Source organism: Streptomyces sp. NPDC003038 (assembly GCF_040611115.1).
Classification (GTDB): domain Bacteria; phylum Actinomycetota; class Actinomycetes; order Streptomycetales; family Streptomycetaceae; genus Streptomyces.
The window spans coordinates 82995-98918 of record NZ_JBEXNN010000009.1 but is presented as its reverse complement, the minus strand read 5'-3'; the positions used below and the strand labels follow the sequence as shown (position 1 = coordinate 98918).

13 protein-coding genes are annotated in these 15924 nt (G+C 72.7%); 5 read left to right on the top strand and 8 right to left on the bottom strand.

Translation table 11 applies throughout. The features are described from left to right. Positions 1–173 precede the first annotated feature (173 nt). On the bottom strand, positions 174–1418 hold the full coding sequence (locus ABZX75_RS14345) for a helix-turn-helix transcriptional regulator (protein WP_355410461.1): 1245 nt from the start codon (positions 1416–1418) through the stop codon (positions 174–176). Positions 1419–1675: 257 nt separating this feature from the next. Between ABZX75_RS14345 and ABZX75_RS14340 the strand changes: the two genes are divergently transcribed. Both ABZX75_RS14340 and ABZX75_RS14335 read left to right on the top strand, forming a co-directional pair. Further along, the gene (locus ABZX75_RS14340; RefSeq protein WP_355410460.1) at positions 1676–2320 is read left to right on the top strand and encodes a hypothetical protein; all 645 of its coding nucleotides are present in this window, start codon (positions 1676–1678) and stop codon (positions 2318–2320) included. 142 nt (positions 2321–2462) lie between these two features. Then, complete coding sequence (locus tag ABZX75_RS14335; RefSeq protein ID WP_355410459.1) at positions 2463–2723, top strand: DUF6343 family protein; 261 nt, start codon at positions 2463–2465, stop codon at positions 2721–2723. A gap of 93 nt (positions 2724–2816) precedes the next feature. On the opposite strand, the gene ABZX75_RS14330 is transcribed toward ABZX75_RS14335, so the two are convergent. From ABZX75_RS14330 to rpsA, 4 genes are all read right to left on the bottom strand, one after another. Next, entirely contained in the window at positions 2817–3221 is a 405-nt protein-coding gene (locus ABZX75_RS14330) for a tetratricopeptide repeat protein (RefSeq protein ID WP_355410458.1), read from the bottom strand. A gap of 65 nt (positions 3222–3286) precedes the next feature. After that, a complete protein-coding gene (gene coaE, locus ABZX75_RS14325; protein WP_355410457.1) occupies positions 3287–3922 on the bottom strand; it encodes a dephospho-CoA kinase in 636 nt (211 codons plus the stop codon). A 50-nt stretch (positions 3923–3972) separates the two neighbouring features. Beyond that, entirely contained in the window at positions 3973–4911 is a 939-nt protein-coding gene (locus tag ABZX75_RS14320; protein WP_355410595.1) for a PAC2 family protein, read from the bottom strand. Between the two features lie 252 nt (positions 4912–5163). Then, positions 5164–6672, bottom strand: a complete 1509-nt coding sequence (gene rpsA / locus ABZX75_RS14315) for a 30S ribosomal protein S1 (protein ID WP_355410456.1) — start codon at positions 6670–6672, stop codon at positions 5164–5166. A gap of 381 nt (positions 6673–7053) precedes the next feature. On the opposite strand from rpsA, the gene ABZX75_RS14310 reads away from it, so the two are divergent. Further along, on the top strand, positions 7054–7947 hold the full coding sequence (locus ABZX75_RS14310; RefSeq protein ID WP_355410455.1) for a class I SAM-dependent methyltransferase: 894 nt from the start codon (positions 7054–7056) through the stop codon (positions 7945–7947). Continuing rightward, positions 7944–10568 carry an ATP-dependent helicase HrpB gene (hrpB, locus tag ABZX75_RS14305; RefSeq protein WP_355410454.1) on the top strand — a complete coding sequence of 875 codons (2625 nt, stop codon included), beginning with the start codon at positions 7944–7946 and terminating at the stop codon, positions 10566–10568. Before ABZX75_RS14310 ends, hrpB begins: the two co-directional genes overlap by 4 nt. Here the strand turns inward: hrpB and ABZX75_RS14300 are convergent. Beyond that, positions 10558–11541 carry a DUF3068 domain-containing protein gene (locus ABZX75_RS14300; protein WP_355410453.1) on the bottom strand — a complete coding sequence of 328 codons (984 nt, stop codon included), beginning with the start codon at positions 11539–11541 and terminating at the stop codon, positions 10558–10560. The genes hrpB and ABZX75_RS14300 overlap by 11 nt on opposite strands. Before the next feature lie 14 nt (positions 11542–11555). Then, positions 11556–11696, bottom strand: coding sequence for an SPW_0924 family protein (locus ABZX75_RS14295; protein ID WP_355410452.1), 141 nt, complete (start codon positions 11694–11696; stop codon positions 11556–11558). Positions 11697–12092: 396 nt separating this feature from the next. On the opposite strand from ABZX75_RS14295, the gene ABZX75_RS14290 reads away from it, so the two are divergent. After that, positions 12093–12971 (top strand): DUF4184 family protein, encoded by an 879-nt coding sequence (locus ABZX75_RS14290; RefSeq protein WP_355410451.1) that lies wholly within the window; start codon positions 12093–12095, stop codon positions 12969–12971. Between the two features lie 97 nt (positions 12972–13068). Here ABZX75_RS14290 and polA read toward each other — a convergent pair whose 3' ends face one another. Beyond that, complete coding sequence (gene polA, locus ABZX75_RS14285; protein WP_355410450.1) at positions 13069–15792, bottom strand: DNA polymerase I; 2724 nt, start codon at positions 15790–15792, stop codon at positions 13069–13071. Between the last annotated feature and the right edge of the window lie 132 nt (positions 15793–15924).

The following is a 15924-nucleotide window of genomic DNA, read 5'->3' as shown; positions in this document are numbered from 1 at the left end:
GGTCACGGCGTCCCCCCCTTCCCGACCGACTTGCCGACCGGTCTTTCCGGCCGATGCGGATCTCTTCTGCCGACGAGTCTAGGTGCGCCCACTGACAACGCCGCTGACCTGGGCATACGCCGGGACGGGGACGGATCCTCCGCCTAGGCTCAGCGCTCGGGTCAGCACTCGGGTCAGCGCCCCCAGCGGCCCCGTTCCGTCGCGTAGCCGTACACGGGTCGCCCCGCGGAGGCGGCCGTGCGCAGCGGCCGGCCGCCGTCGTCGATGCGCAGGGTGCCGGAGCCGGACGGCCCGGTCCAGATCAGGTCGAGGGACCAGTCGCAGTCACAGCCCGTGGTGGCGGCCTCCACCCGCAGGACGACCGGCTCGGCCGCCGAGACGCGCAGCGGGAAGGCGGGGGCCGGAACCCGGTTCCCGGCGTCGTTCCCGGCGACGGGCCGGGCCAGCGGACGCGGCGCGTCCAGATTGACCGCGAACCCGGCCGGGGTCAGAGCTCCGCCGCAGCCCTGCGACATCTGGTAGACGTTCCAGGGCGGCGGGGTGCGCCGCGCGGCCACCCGTACCTGCAGATCCTCCAGGACCACGGTGCCCGCGCCCACACCGTGCAGGGTGACCTCCACGATCTGGGTCCCCGCGTGCACCGCGCGCTGCGCCGCCGCCCAGGCGGGCGCGTCGGCCTCCACGGGCGGCGGGGGCACCGCTCCCGGGCCCTGCTCCACGAGGTAGGCGTGATCGCAGCCCGCGTTCCACACGTGCGACCGAACCGCCGCCCGCAGCGGCGCGCCCGGGGACGGAGCCGGGCTCGACGCGGAACCACCGGCCGCCGCGGACGCACCGGCCGACGCGGACGGACCGGCCGACGACGATGCACCAGGCGACAGCGACGGACCGGCCGACGCCGTCGGGCCCGCCACCGACCCGGCCTGCGGCGTACGCCGCTCCGGGCCGGCCGCCGCCAGCACCGCCACGGTCACCGCTCCAGCCGTGACCCCCGCGGCGGCGACCGCGGCCACCCGCCGCCGATACCAGGGCAGCCGAGCCGCCGCCCCACGCTCCGGCTCGACGGCCCCGGCCCCGACCCTTGCCTCCGCCTCCGCCTCCGCCTCCGCCTCCACCCCACGTTCCGGCGCGACGGCCTCGCCCCCGGCCGCCGCGGCGGCGCCCCGGCCCACCGCCCGCCGCTGCGCGTCCGCCAGCAGCCACGCCCGGTGCAGGTCCACCGCCTCCCCGGGCGATGCCCCGCAGACCCGCGCGAAACGGTCCACCACCGCGAACTGCGTGGGTACGGCCTCCCCGTTGCAGTAACGGTGCAAGGTCGACGTACTCGTGTGCAGCTTGCGCGCCAGCACCCCGTAACTCAGCCCCGCACGCTCCTTCAGCTCCCGCATGAGCCGCGCGAACCGCTCGGACTCGCCCAAGCCTTCGCCCGAACCTTCCTGTCCCACGCCCACGCCCACGCGCCCGCCCTCCCGTTCGTGCCCGCCCGAACCCGCGCCCACGGCGTTCCCCCGTCCCACGACTGCGTTCCATGCAGGGGGTGTTCCCCCAGGTGGCAGCGCGTACGGACATTCCAGTGTCCCGAATCGGCCGCGATCCATCGCCCGATACCCCGGCCGTGGGAAAGGTTGCCCACGTACACCCACGCACCGATGAACGAGAACGGGGAGAACCCACCATGTTCCGACGCTCCGGCACTTCCATCACTTCCGTCACTTCCGCCGCCCCCGCCACCTTCGCCTCCGCCCTCCTCGCGGCAGCCGCCGCCCTCGTCCTCACCGCCTCGACCACCGCCACGGCCGCCACCGCGCCCGGGTTCATCAACGGCACCGACCTGCCGCCGCACCCCACCTCACCCTGGTACGCGGACGCGATCACCCAGGGACTGCCCGAGTCCACGCCGTTCTGCCTGGAGGACGTACTTCCGACGACGGGAAGCTGGCACCGCCGCTTCGGCACCGAGTTCGACACCGGCGCCGTGCAGGTCTCCGTACGGTCCTCGTCGGCCTCCGCTGCCGCCCGGCTCGCCGACGCCCTGGAGCGCGAGGTCGCCGCCTGCGCCGCCGACTGGCTGCGGGCGACCCCGGGCGGTACGGCCTCCTGGCAGGACTACGGGGCCCTCGCCGTCGAGGAGGGCGCGCACGTCTACGGGGTGCACACCTCCATCCCCGACTCCGAGCCCGGCGTGCACCTCTACGGCATCGGACGCGACGGGTCCACCGTGACCGTCGTGCAGTGGGGCGAGATGGGCAACCTGAGCCACGCCCCGGTCGCCGGCTTCAAGAAGACGACCACCAGGGCCGTGAACAAGCTCAACCCCTGAGCCGTCACGCCGACGCCTCCCCGGTGGGACCATGGACCTGAAGCATGCGACGTGAGGCGCTGCGCGGCCACGCACGGTGATGCGATGAGGCGAGGCGAGACGAGGCCACGCAGCGGCATTCAGGGGATGCGAGGCGATGGTCATGCGTTCCGGAAACGAGCCGGTCACCGCCCGCAGCCCGCTGCGGCTGCGGTTCTGGCTGAGTCTGTGGGGGCTGATCTGGGCGGCCGCCGGGACGGCCGCCTTCGCACTGGCCGGCCGTCCCGGGTGGGCGGCCGCCTGCGGGGTGATCGCCGTGCTGGCGGTCGTGGACCTGGCCGTGGTGCTCCACCACATCCACCAGGGGCCGCATTACCAGCCCGGTCGCGACGTCCCGCCGTACGAGCCGCCCCAAGCCCGGTGAGCCGGCCGCGGCCCGAGGGCGGTGAGGCCACGCTGAGCACCCCGGGACCGCGGGCCGAGGGCCGGAGCGAAGCCGGCCCTGGCACGGTGCGGCTCAGGCCTCGAAGCGGGCCGCCTCCAGGTACTCCGGCTGCGGGTCGAGCGCGGCGGCCAGCCTGAAGTGCTTGCGCGCCTGCTCGGGCCGCCCGGACCGCTCATGGGTACGGGCCAGCGCGAAGTGGGCGAAGGCGTTGTCCGGCTCCCGTTCCAGCACCAGCTCGAACTCCAGCGCCGCGGGCCGCAGTTGGGCAGCCGCGAAGAAGGCCCGGGCACGCAGCAGCCGGGCCGCCGTGTTCTCCGGGTGGGCCGCTATCACCGAGTCGAGCAGCTTGACCGCGCCCCGCGGGTCACGTGCGGCGAGCAGGTGCTCGGCGGCCCGGTAATCGATGACGTGCGTCTCCGGACTCGCGGAACCGGACGGCGAAGGCGACGACGACGGCTGCGGCGTAATGTCGGACACGTTGTGTTCCTTCCCTCTGCGGACGCGTTCAACGCCCCCGCCTCGTCCGCTATTCCATGAGCACGTCAGGTCCCACAGCCCGCATCGCCCCCGGCCGGCGCCTGAAGCCGCGCCCGCACGGTGAGCTCCTCCCACACCTTGCGCACCTGCGGCTCCAGCGCCTCCAGCGGCCCGTCGTTGTCGATCACGAGCGTCGCCACCGCCAGCCGCTGAGCCCGCGTGGCCTGGGCGGCCATCCGGGCCCGCGCCTCCTCCTCGGCCATCCCGCGCAGGGCGGTCAGCCGCGCCAGCTGCGTCTGCGGCGCCGCGTCCACCACGACCACCAGGTCGTACAGCGACGCCAGGCCGTTCTCGGCGAGCAGTGGTACGTCGTGCACCACGATCGCGTCGGATCCGGCGGCGGCTCCCAGCTCGGCCGACCGCGCCCCGACCAGCGGGTGCACGATCGCGTTGAGGCGCTGGAGCTTCGCGGGGTCGGCGAAGACGATCGACCCCAGCTTCTGCCGGTCCAGCGCGCCCTCGGCGGTCAGCACCGACTCCCCGAAGGCCGCCACGACGGCCGCGAGCCCGGGCGTGCCCGGTTCAACGACCTCCCGCGCGATCCGGTCGGCGTCCACGATGACCGCCCCGTACCTCGCCAGCAGCCGCGAGACCTCGCTCTTGCCGGCACCGATTCCGCCCGTCAGGCCCACTCTCAGCATGCTTCGCAGCTTAGTCGGGGCCCCCTGACCGGCGTACGGCGCGCCCGGGATCAGCCTTCGCCCTCGCGCTCCGCGAGGAACCGCTCGAACTCGCGGCCGATCTCGTCCGCCGACGGGATCTCCGCCGGCTCGGCCATCATGTTGCCCCGGGTCTCGGCGCCGGCCGCGGCGTCGTACTGGTGCTCCAGGCCCTGCACCAGGCTGACGAGCTCCTCGTCGCCCTCCCGGATCTGCCGGTCGATCTCCGTCTGCGTGCGGTGCGCCTCGGTGCGCAGCGCGTGCGCCACCGCCGGCAGGACCAGCCCCGTCGCCGCCGTGATCGCTTCCAGCACCGTCAGCGCGGCGTCCGGGTACGGGGAGCGCGCGACGTAGTGCGGTACGTGCGCGGCGACACCCAGCACGTCGTGCCCGGCCTGGCCGAGGCGGAACTCCACCAGCGACTCCGCGCTGCCGGGGACCTGCGCCTCTTCGAAGGGGCTGCGGTGGCCGGGCATGAGGTCCGTCCGGTTGCCGTGCGGGGTGATGCCGACGGGCCGCGTGTGCGGGACTCCCATCGGGATGCCGTGGAAGTTGACGGAGAGCCGGACCCCGAGGCGCTCGACGATCTGCCGGACGGCGACGGCGAAGCGCTCCCATTCCACGTCGGGCTCGGGCCCGGAGAGCAGCAGGAACGGCGCGCCGGTGGCGTCCTGGACGAGACGCACCTCCAGCAGGGGCTCCTCGAACTCGGACCAGTGGTCGCGCTGGAAGGTCAGCAGCGGGCGACGGGCCCGGTAGTCGACCAGCCGGTCCGCGTCGAATCGGGCCACGACCTGGTGGGGCAGGGTGTCGAGGAGCCGCTCGACGATCTGCTCCCCGGCCTCACCGGCGTCTATGTACCCCTCGAAGTGGTAGAGCATGACCAGCCCGGCCGAGTCCTGGGCCAGCGCCAGGTCCGCCACCGCCAGGCCCTTGGCGTCCCATTCGTACAAACCTTGTGGATCAAGCACCGTCACCACTCCTCCTCGCCGCGTTCTCTGCACAGAACGTCCAAGGGGGCCTGACCATTCCCCAGTTGACCGCATACACAAGAACGCGATGGATCGCGGCGCGGAGGCCGCCTGATGGCGCGGCGGGCGCGGAGGGCGTCTGATGGCGCGGTGGGCGCGGCACCAACGCGGTAAGGCCCGCCCCCCTGAGGGGACGGGCCTTACCATTTTCAGCTCAGCTCAGCTCACACCGGAGTGTGATGCGCGCTGCGATCAGCTCTGGCCGCCGGCCAGCTTCTCGCGGAGCGCGGCCAGGGCCTCGTCCGACGCCAGGGCGCCGGAGGTCTCGTCCGACTCCGAGGAGTACGAACCACCCGAGATGCCCGCACCGGCGTTGCCGGTGGCGGCCGGGGCGGCAGCACCCTCGGCAGCAGCGGCCTCGTCGGCCTCGCGGCTCTTGATGACCTGGGCCTGGTGCTGCTCGAAGCGCTGCTGCGCCTCGGCGTACTGGGCCTCCCAGGCCTCGCGCTGCTTCTCGAAGCCCTCGAGCCAGTCGTTGGTCTCGGGGTCGAAGCCCTCGGGGTAGATGTAGTTCCCCTGGTCGTCGTAAGACGCGGCCATGCCGTACAGGGTCGGGTCGAACTCGACCGACGCCGGGTCGGCACCGAAGGACTCGTTGGCCTGCTTCAGCGACAGCGAGATCCGGCGACGCTCAAGGTCGATGTCGATGACCTTGACGAAGATCTCGTCGTTGACCTGGACGACCTGCTCCGGGATCTCCACGTGGCGCTCGGCCAGCTCGGAGATGTGGACCAGACCCTCGATGCCCTCGTCCACGCGGACGAACGCACCGAACGGAACCAGCTTGGTGACCTTACCCGGGACGACCTGACCGATCTGGTGCGTCCGGGCGAACTGCTGCCACGGGTCTTCCTGCGTCGCCTTCAGCGACAGGGAGACGCGCTCGCGGTCCATGTCCACGTCGAGGACCTCGACGGTGACTTCCTGGCCGACCTCGACAACCTCGGACGGGTGGTCGATGTGCTTCCAGGACAGCTCGGAGACGTGGACGAGACCGTCGACGCCACCCAGGTCCACGAAGGCACCGAAGTTGACGATCGAGGAAACGACGCCGGAGCGGACCTGACCCTTCTGCAGGGTGGTGAGGAACGTCTGGCGAACCTCGGACTGGGTCTGCTCGAGCCAGGCGCGGCGGGACAGGACCACGTTGTTGCGGTTCTTGTCCAGCTCGATGATCTTGGCCTCGAGCTCCTTGCCCACGTAGGGCTGGAGGTCGCGGACACGACGCATCTCGACGAGAGAAGCCGGCAGGAAGCCGCGGAGGCCGATGTCGAGGATGAGACCACCCTTGACGACCTCGATGACGGTACCGGTGACGATGCCGTCTTCTTCCTTGATCTTCTCGATGGTGCCCCAGGCACGCTCGTACTGAGCGCGCTTCTTCGAGAGGATCAGGCGGCCTTCCTTGTCCTCCTTCTGGAGGACCAGGGCCTCGATCTCGTCGCCGACCTTGACGACCTCGTTCGGGTCGACGTCGTGCTTGATCGAGAGCTCGCGGCTCGGGATGACACCTTCGGTCTTGTAACCGATGTCGAGGAGAACCTCGTCCCGGTCAACCTTGACGATGACGCCGTCGACGATGTCGCCATCGTTGAAGTACTTGATCGTCTCGTCGATCGCCGCGAGGAACGCGTCCGCGTCGCCGATGTCGTTGACCGCAACCTGCGGAGTGGTGGCGGTGGTCTCGGTGCTGCTCGTCATGTGGGAAAGGGCTCCGGTTACGGACAGAAAGTCGTAGGTACTGCTACGCCGGGAGCCCTTATCGGCATCCACCGAAGCCGGACAGCCAAGGAGACCCCCATTCCGCGCAGCGCGGAGGGCCTCGAAAACCGAGGGGACATCAACAGATGCAAGCGCAGCCTGCTAGGTCTGAGGAGCACAGGCTCGCAGCGCAACTTGTAGCATACGGGGGCAGCCGGACAGGGTCAATGCGCGAAGGCACACACCCCGGGCAGATCGCCGAATAACCGGCACAATTCGTAGGCGGGAAGGCCCTGTGGGCCTTCTCCGTCTTGTTCCACCTTGTTCCACAGACACGGGCGGACACGTGCCGGACATTCGCAGACTACGACGACGGGCCCCATGAACCAAGAGGACTACGCCCCCCAAGACGCCTACGGGGCCGACGGCGGCCCCGAGGACGACGCCGAGGCCACGCGCCGGGACGCGGGGGAAGCGGAGAGCAGCCGCGCCAGCCGAGGCTGGTGGGACCGCAACGCCGACGAGTACCAGAGCGAGCACGGCGCCTTCCTCGGCGACGACCGCTTCGTGTGGGGACCGGAGGGACTGGACGAAGCGGAGGCCGCCCTCCTCGGCCCCGCCGCCTCCCTGAGGGGCAAGGACGTCCTGGAGATCGGCGCCGGCGCCGCGCAGTGCTCGCGCTGGCTGGCCGCCCAGGGCGCCCGCCCGGTCGCCCTCGACCTCTCCCACCGCCAGCTCCAGCACGCCCTGCGCATCGGCGACGACGTGCCCCTCGTCGAGGCCGACGCCGGCAGGCTGCCCTTCCGCGACGGCTCCTTCGACCTCGCCTGCTCCGCCTACGGCGCCGTCCCCTTCGTCGCCGACCCCGTGAACGTCATGCGCGAGGTACACCGCGTCCTGCGCCCCGGCGGCCGCTGGGTCTTCTCCGTCACCCACCCCATCCGCTGGGCCTTCCCCGACGACCCCGGTCCCGAGGGGCTCTCCGTGGCCGCCTCCTACTTCGACCGGACCCCGTACGTCGAGCAGGACGAGCAGGGGCGCGCGGTGTACGTCGAGCACCACCGCACCCTCGGCGACCGGGTCCGGGACGTGGTGGCGGGCGGGTTCCGCCTGCTCGATCTCGTCGAGCCCGAGTGGCCCGAATGGAACGCCCAGGAGTGGGGCGGCTGGTCCCCGCTGCGCGGCAACCTGATCCCCGGCACGGCGATCTTCGTCTGCGAGCGGAGCGAGACGGGGGTCCCTCCCGGCCGGGGGCCGGGGGAGGCGCTGACGTGATCCGCCACTCCGCCCTCGACGCCCTTCCCGTACGGGAGGCCCTGCCCGCGCTCGTCTCGGCACTGGACGGCCACGGCACCGCGGTGCTCTGCGCCCCGCCCGGCACCGGCAAGACCACGCTGGTGCCGCTGGTGCTGGCGGGACTGGTGGGGGACGGACCGCGCCGCCGGGTCGTGGTCGCCGAGCCCCGCCGGATCGCCGCCCGGGCCGCCGCCCGCCGGATGGCCTGGCTGCTGGGCGAGCAGGTCGGAGCCTCGATCGGCTTCACGGTCCGCGGCGAGCGGGTGGTGGGCGCACGGACCGCGGTGGAGGTGGTCACCACCGGTGTGCTGTTGCAGCGCCTCCAGCGCGACCAGGAGCTGTCCGGCGTGGACGTCGTCGTCCTGGACGAGTGCCACGAGCGGCACCTGGACGCCGATACGGTCGCCGCCTTCCTTCTTGACGTACGGGAAACCCTGCGGCCGGAGCTGCGCCTCGTCGCGGCTTCGGCGACGACCGACGCGGCCGGATGGTCCCGGGTGCTCGGTCGGGGCGGTCTCGGCGGCGCGCCGGTGGTGGAGGCCGCGGGCATCTCGTACCCGGTGGAGACCGTCTGGGCTCCCCCCGCCCGGCCGGTCCGGCCGCCCCACGGCATGCGGGTGGATCCGGCGCAGCTGACGCATGTGGCCTCGGTGGTGCGGCGGGCGCTGGCGGAACGTTCCGGCGACGTCCTGTGCTTCCTGCCCGGCGTCGGGGAGATCGCCCGGGTCGCCGGGCAGCTGGGCGGGGTGGACGCGGAGGTGCTCCAGATCCACGGCCGGACCCCGGCGGCCGTGCAGGACGCCGCCCTGACGGCGTCGGACCACCGCCGGGTGATTCTGGCCACGGCGGTGGCGGAATCGAGCCTGACCGTGCCCGGCGTACGGGTGGTGGTGGACTCCGGGCTGGCCCGCGAGCCGCGCGTCGACCACGCGCGGGGGCTGGGCGCGCTGGCGACCGTACGGGCCTCCCGCGCGGCCGGGCGCCAGCGGGCGGGCCGGGCCGGGCGGGAGGCGCCGGGCGCGGTGTACCGCTGCTGGACGGAGGCCGAGGACGGCCGCCTGCCCGCATTCCCCGCACCGGAGATCCGCATCGCCGACCTGGCGCAGTTCGCCCTCCAGGCCGCCTGCTGGGGCGACCCGGACGCGGCCGGCCTGGCGCTGCTGGACCCGCCGCCGGCGGGTGCGATGGCGGCGGCGCGGGAGGTACTGGTCGCGGTCGGCGCGGTGGACGCGGCAGGACGGCCGACCCCGCGCGGGCTGCGGATGTCCCGCCTGGGACTGCACCCTCGGCTGGCGCGCGCCCTCCTGGACGGCACGCAGGCGCTGGGCGCGCGGCGGGCCGCGGAGGTGGTCGCCCTGCTCAGCGAGGAGCCGCCGCGGGAGTACGGCGACGACCTGGCCGCGGCGTGGCGTTCGGCCCGTCGGGGCGAAGACGGCTACGCGGCGCGCTGGCGCGCGGAGGTCCGGCGGCTGGAGCGTGCGGTGGGCTCGGCTGCCGTGGGCTCGGGCGCGCGGGGGCCCGACGGCTCGGCCGCCGTCCCCGCGTCCCCGGGGGCGGGTGCCGCCGCGCGGGGCTCTTCCCCCACCCCGGCCCTTTCCGGAACCGGGGGCGGAGCCCCCGGGTCCGAGGATGCCGCCGCCGGGCTGATCGCGGCGCTGGCCTTCCCCGAGCGGGTCGCCAGGGCCAAGGGTGAGGGAGCCTTCCTCATGGCCTCCGGGACCGGGGCCGAGCTCGGCGACGGGTCACGGCTGCGCAGTGCGCCCTGGCTGGCCGTCGCCGTCGCCGACCGGGCCCCCCACTCCGCCTCCGCGCGGGTCCGGCTGGCCGCCGTACTGGACGAGGACACCGCCCTGGCCGCCGCCGCCCATCTGCGGACCGAGGGTGAAGAGGTGCGCTGGGAGGACGGGGAGGTCATCGCGCGCTCGGCGCAGCGCCTCGGGGCGATCGAGCTCGCCGTGCGGCCGCTGCGCAGCCCCGACCCGCAGCGCGTGCGGGAGGCCCTGCTCGACGGGCTCCGCGCCGAGGGGCTGGGCCTGCTGCGCTGGTCCCAGGACGCGCGGGCGCTCCGGGCCCGGCTGGGCTTCCTGCACCGGACGCTCGGCGGCGGCTGGCCCGACGTGGAGGATGACGGCGCCCTGCTGGAGCGGGCCGACGACTGGCTGGAGCCGGAACTGTCCCGGGCCCGGCGCCGGGCCGACCTCGGGCGGATCGATGCCGGGCAGGCCCTGAACCGGCTGCTGCCGTGGGCCACGGGGGAGGCCGGCCGGCTGGACGAGTTGGCTCCGGAACGGCTCCTGGTACCGAGCGGTTCCCGGATCCGGGTGGACTACTCGGCCGGACAGCCCGTGCTCGCGGTGAAGCTCCAGGAGCTGTTCGGGCTGGCCGAGACCCCGCGGGTGGCGGGAGTGCCGGTGCTGGTGCACCTGCTGTCGCCCGCCGGACGCCCCGCGGCCGTCACCGCCGACCTCGCCTCCTTCTGGCAGGTCGGCTACCGAGCCGTACGCGCCGAGCTGCGCGGCCGCTACCCCAGGCACCCGTGGCCGGAGGACCCGGCGACCGCCGAGCCCACCCGCCACACCAACGCCCGGCTCAGGCGCTGACTCCTTCCCCGGGTTCCTCCCGTACGCGCCGGCCGCGGGCCTCCAGCCACAGCGCCAGGGCGAGCAGTACGAGCCCGCCGGCCGCCAGGCCGGTCGGCGCGTACGTGTGCAGCGCGAGGACCTTCGTACGGTTGGACTTGACCAGGTCGAGCGTGTACCTGCTGTAGTCCTCGCGCATCTTCACGTGCCCGGCGAAGGCGGTGAGCTTGCCGTCGGGTCCGCTCGCGGCGATGCCGCCGCGCATCTCCTGCCGGATGTCCTGCTCGGCGTTGACGGGCGCCCCGGTCACCGGGTCGACCCAGAACATCGCCTTGGCCGTGTACCAGAGGCTGGTGCCGGTGGTCTGCTCGATCGTCGCCGGGTCGATGCCCTCGATCGGCATCTTCTTCGGCATGGCGACCTTGGTCCACGGAATGGTCTGCTCGAAGTAGTAGACGTCCATGCCGCGGAACGTCCGCGGGCCGACGTAGTGGATCGGCGAGGACGTACGGGTCTGCGCGTCGAAGTAGAGGTAGTCGCGCGGCGCGGTGAAGAACGGCCACTTGAACTCGATGCCCTCGCGCTTGACCGGGTCCCCGTCGACCATCTCGCCGGTGGCGTGGACCGGGTCCTGCGTATGCGCGTCGAAGATGTAGCGCTCGGGGATCTGGGAGACCATCTTCCCGTCCGGGCCGATGATGTACGACAGCGTGTCCCAGACGACGACGTCCTTGCCCGCGCTCGCCTCGATCTCCCTCGACGCTTCCACGTTGCCCTTGAGGGTCTGGACGATCGTCACCTTGTCGACTTTTTTGGGCTTCATGCCGTCGAGGTAGTCGATGAGGGTCGCGTCCTTCGCCTCCAGGACCATCTCCTGGTACTGGTTCGGCGGGATCTTGGCGAGGCGGGGGTACGCGTACCAGCGCAGCAGCGGCGCGAGGGCTGCGCAGAAGACGGCTAGGGCCAGCAGGACAAGGCTCGCTCTGCGTCGCATCGCCGGGCCCTCCTCTACTTTCCTGGCGCGGGGGGCGCGGTGGTGAGCAGGGGCTTGGGGGAGGTCTTGCCCTCGGGCGCCCCGAGCGCCGTGATGGCGAGGACGAGGAGCACGGCGAGGGCGAGCCCGCCGGCGGCGGCGATGAGTGCGCGCATGCCGGGCCTCCGCAATCTGATAGGGCGTCAGGGCGGGGGCACCGTAGCAATGCGGGGACGAGATGAGAACCGTCTGGGCCACGGATCAGGGGGAACCGCCCCTGACCTGCGAAGGAGCGGCGGGACTGGTCGGACGGGCCGGGCGGGCCGGATCGAGAGCAGGGCGGCGGAACCGCTCCCGCGCAGTGAGCGTCCGAATGTTCGAGCCGCATGAGCCGGACCCCTCCCCCTCGGCGCCGGCGTGCCCATATGCCAGCTCCCCGCAAGGGGCACGCACGGGGCACGGAATTCACGACATCCCCACGTCCGGCGCGGCTCACGCGATACTGTCCGGACCGCGCGGACCGTTCGTCCCCTTTCGGACTGTTCGGGCCGTTCAGCTCAACGCGAGGTGCCATGCCGTTCACCCTCAGCCATGCGGCCGCCGTGCTGCCCGCCCTGCGCCGGACCGGGCGCGCTCGGGGGCCGTTGGTCGCTTCGGCGCTGGTCCTCGGCTCCTTCGCGCCGGACACGTTCTACTTCGCGGACGCCGTCGTCTCGGGCCTCATGGGGTACGGCGACTTCACGCACTCGCTGCCGGGCGTGCTCACCGCGGACGCCGTGCTCACCGCCGCGCTCGTGGGGTGCTGGCTGCTGCTGCGCGAACCCTTGATCGCGCTCCTGCCGCGCGGCTGGCGGGGCCGTGTCCACACCTTCGTCCGGGGCGAGCACTGGCGCACCCGCCAGCCGGCCTCGCTCGCCCTCTGGTTCTACGTCTCGGCGGTCACCGGCTCCCTCACGCACGTCCTGTGGGACAGCTTCACCCACCTGGACCGCTGGGGGACGAACGCGCTGCCGGACCTCGGTCGGCCCCTCGCCTTCGGCCTGCCGCTCTACTCGTACCTGCAGTACGGCAGTTCGGCGGTCGCGGCCTGCGCCCTGCTCTGGTTCACGGTGACCGCCCTGCGGCGGCTGCCGGCCTCTCCGGTCCCCGCGTCCGTGCCGGTGCTCGGTCGCGCGGAGATCTGGGGCGCGGCCGTCCTGATCGTGGTGTGCGTGGCGGCCGGGGTCACCCTGCGCGTGATCCGCTGGTTCACGTTCTTCGACCGGGTCCGGACGCCGCTCGACATCATCCCGACCGTCTGCTTCGGCGCGGGCGGCGGCCTCGCCGTGGGCCTCCTGCTGTACGGGGTCCTCGTACGCCTGCGTCACCGCCGCCCCCCGCACTCGGACGACGAGAACGGGGGCGGGGACGTGGCGAAGGACGACGACGCGCGAACGCCCGTCCCCGCCTAGGGCTGTCCGAAGACAGGCACCCGAGCGGGGAACGGGCGCGGCCCGAACTGTGCTTGCGCAGGTCAGCGCGCGACCAGCGCGCAGGTCGGCGCGCAGGTCAGTGTGCGGCGGACTCCCAGTCGGGGCCGACGCCCACGGACACGTCCAGCGCGGCCCGGAGCTCGACGGCGGCGCCCATCTCGCGGCGCACCAGTTCCTCGACCTGCTTCCGCTCGCCCGGGGCGGTCTCCAGCACGATTTCGTCGTGGACCTGGAGCAGCATCCGCGACGTCAGCCCGGCCTCGGCGATCGCCTTGTCCACGCGGAGCATCGCGACCTTGACGATGTCGGCCGCGGTGCCCTGGATCGGGGCGTTGAGCGCCATCCGCTCGGCGGCCTCGCGGCGCTGGCGGTTGTCGCTGTTGAGGTCCGGCAGGTAGCGGCGGCGGCCGAAGATGGTCGCCGTGTATCCGGTGGCCCGGGCCTCGTCCACGACGCGCTGGAGGTACTCGCGGACCCCGCCGAACCGCTCGAAGAAGGTCTCCATCAGGCCGCGCGCCTCGGCGGGCTCGATGTTCAGCTGCTGGGCGAGTCCGAAGGCGGAGAGCCCGTACGCGAGACCGTACGACATGGCCTTGATCTTGCGCCGCATCTCGGCGTCGACCGCGGACCGCTCCACCCCGAACACCTGGGAGGCGACGGTGGTGTGCAGGTCCTCGCCGGTCGCGAACGCTTCGATCAGGCCCTCGTCCTCGGACAGGTGGGCCATGACGCGCAGCTCGATCTGGCTGTAGTCGGCCGTCATGAGGGACTCGAAGCCCTCGCCGACGACGAACCCGCGGCGGATGGCGCGGCCCTCGTCGGTGCGCACCGGCACGTTCTGCAGATTCGGGTCGGTGGACGACAGGCGTCCGGTCGCGGCGACGGTCTGGCTGAAGCTGGTGTGCACCCGGCCGTCGGCGCCGATGGTCTTGACCAGGCCCTCGACGGTGACGCGCAGCTTGGCCTGCTCCCGGTGGCGCAGCATGATCACCGGGAGCTCGTGGTCGGTCTGGGTGGCCAGCCACGCCAGGGCGTCCGCGTCCGTGGTGTAACCGGTCTTGGTCTTCTTCGTCTTCGGCAGGTCCAGCTCACCGAAGAAGACCTCCTGGAGCTGCTTGGGCGAGCCGAGGTTGAACTCGTGGCCGACCGCCGCGTGCGCCTCCTTCACCGCCTGCTGCACCGCTCCCGCGAACTGCTGCTCCATGGCCTCCAGGTGGTCGCGGTCAGCGGCGATACCGGCCCGCTCCATCCGGGCGAGCAGCTCGGACGTCGGCAGCTCCATGTCGTGCAGCAGCTCGACCGCACCCACCTCGGCGAGCTTGGCGGTGAAGGCATCGCCCAGGTCCAGGACCGCGCGGGCCTGCGCCATGAGCGCCTCCGCCTCGGCCGTGTCGTCGGCGCCGAAGGCCAGCTGTCCGTCGGCCGCGGCCGGAGCCAGCTCCCGGTGCAGGTACTCCATGGACAGGACGTCCAGCGCGAAGGACCGGCGGCCCGGCTTGACCAGGTAGGCGGCGAGCGCGGTGTCCATGGTGACGCCCGCGAGGCCCCAGCCGTGCTCCGGGAAGACCCGCATCAGGCCCTTGGCGTTGTGCACCACCTTCGGCTTCGCCGGGTCGGCGGCCCAGGCCGCGAAGGCGCGCTCGTCGCCCTCGTCCAGCTCGGAGGGGTCGAACCAGGCGGCTGCTCCCCCGGCCGCGGCCAGCCCGATCTCGCTGACATTGCCCTGCCCCAGCGCCCAGCTGTCCACGGTGGAGATGCCCAGCGGCCCGCCGCCGTGGGCCTCCAGCCACGGCGCCAGCTCGCCCGCGCCGAGGACGGAGCCGTCCAGTTCCACGCCGGCCGCCGGGGCCGGAGCCTCCTGCTCCTCGGCAGCGCCCGGATCCACGGCCAGCAGCCGCTCGCGCAGCGAGGCGTTGCGGATCTCCAGTACGTCCAGCACACCGGCGACGGCGGAGCGGTCGTACGGGAGGCGCTCCAGGTCGGCCGGGGTCTTGGGCAGTTCCACGTCCCTGACCATCTCGGTCAGGACCCGGTTGAGCTTCACGGCCTCCAGGTGGTCCCGGAAGTTCTGCCCGGCCTTGCCCTTGACCTCCTCGGCGCGCTCCACGAGCTGCGCGAACGACCCGAACTGGGTGATCCACTTGGCCGCGGTCTTCTCACCGACGCCCGGGATGCCGGGCAGGTTGTCGGACGGGTCGCCTCGCAGCGCCGCGAAGTCCGGGTACTGCTGGGGCGTGAGGCCGTACTTCTCCTCGACCTTCTCCGGGGTGAACCGGGTCAGCTCGGAGACGCCCTTGGTCGGATAGAGCACGGTGGTGTGCTCGGACACCAGCTGGAAGGCGTCGCGGTCGCCGGTGACGATCAGCACGTCGAAGCCGAGCGCCTCGGCCTGCGTCGCCAGCGTCGCGATCACGTCGTCGGCCTCGAAGCCGTCGATCGCGAACCGTGGCACGTGCATCGCGTCGAGCAGCTCGCCGATCAGCTCGACCTGCCCCTTGAACTCGTCGGGGGTCTTGGAGCGGTTCGCCTTGTACTCCGGGAACTCCGTCGAGCGCCACGTCTTGCGGGACACGTCGAACGCCACCGCGAAGTGCGTGGGCGCCTCGTCGCGCAGCGTGTTCGCCAGCATCGACGCGAAGCCGTAGATGGCATTGGTCGGCTGGCCGGTCGCGGTCGTGAAGTTCTCCGCGGGCAGCGCGAAGAACGCCCGGTACGCCAGGGAGTGCCCGTCCATGAGCATCAGGCGGGGGCGGTCCGCTGCGGTCGTCTGGTCGGTCTTCTTCGATGCTGTCTCTGCCACGCCTCCGATCCTAGGCGTCCGCACCGACAATCCCGGACGGGCCGTCGCTCCGTCCTCGATGTCAGCGGGGCGTGGCAGGATCGGACGTGTACGCCGATACGCGCCGAATGCGCGGCAACGCCGCCGCGTCGT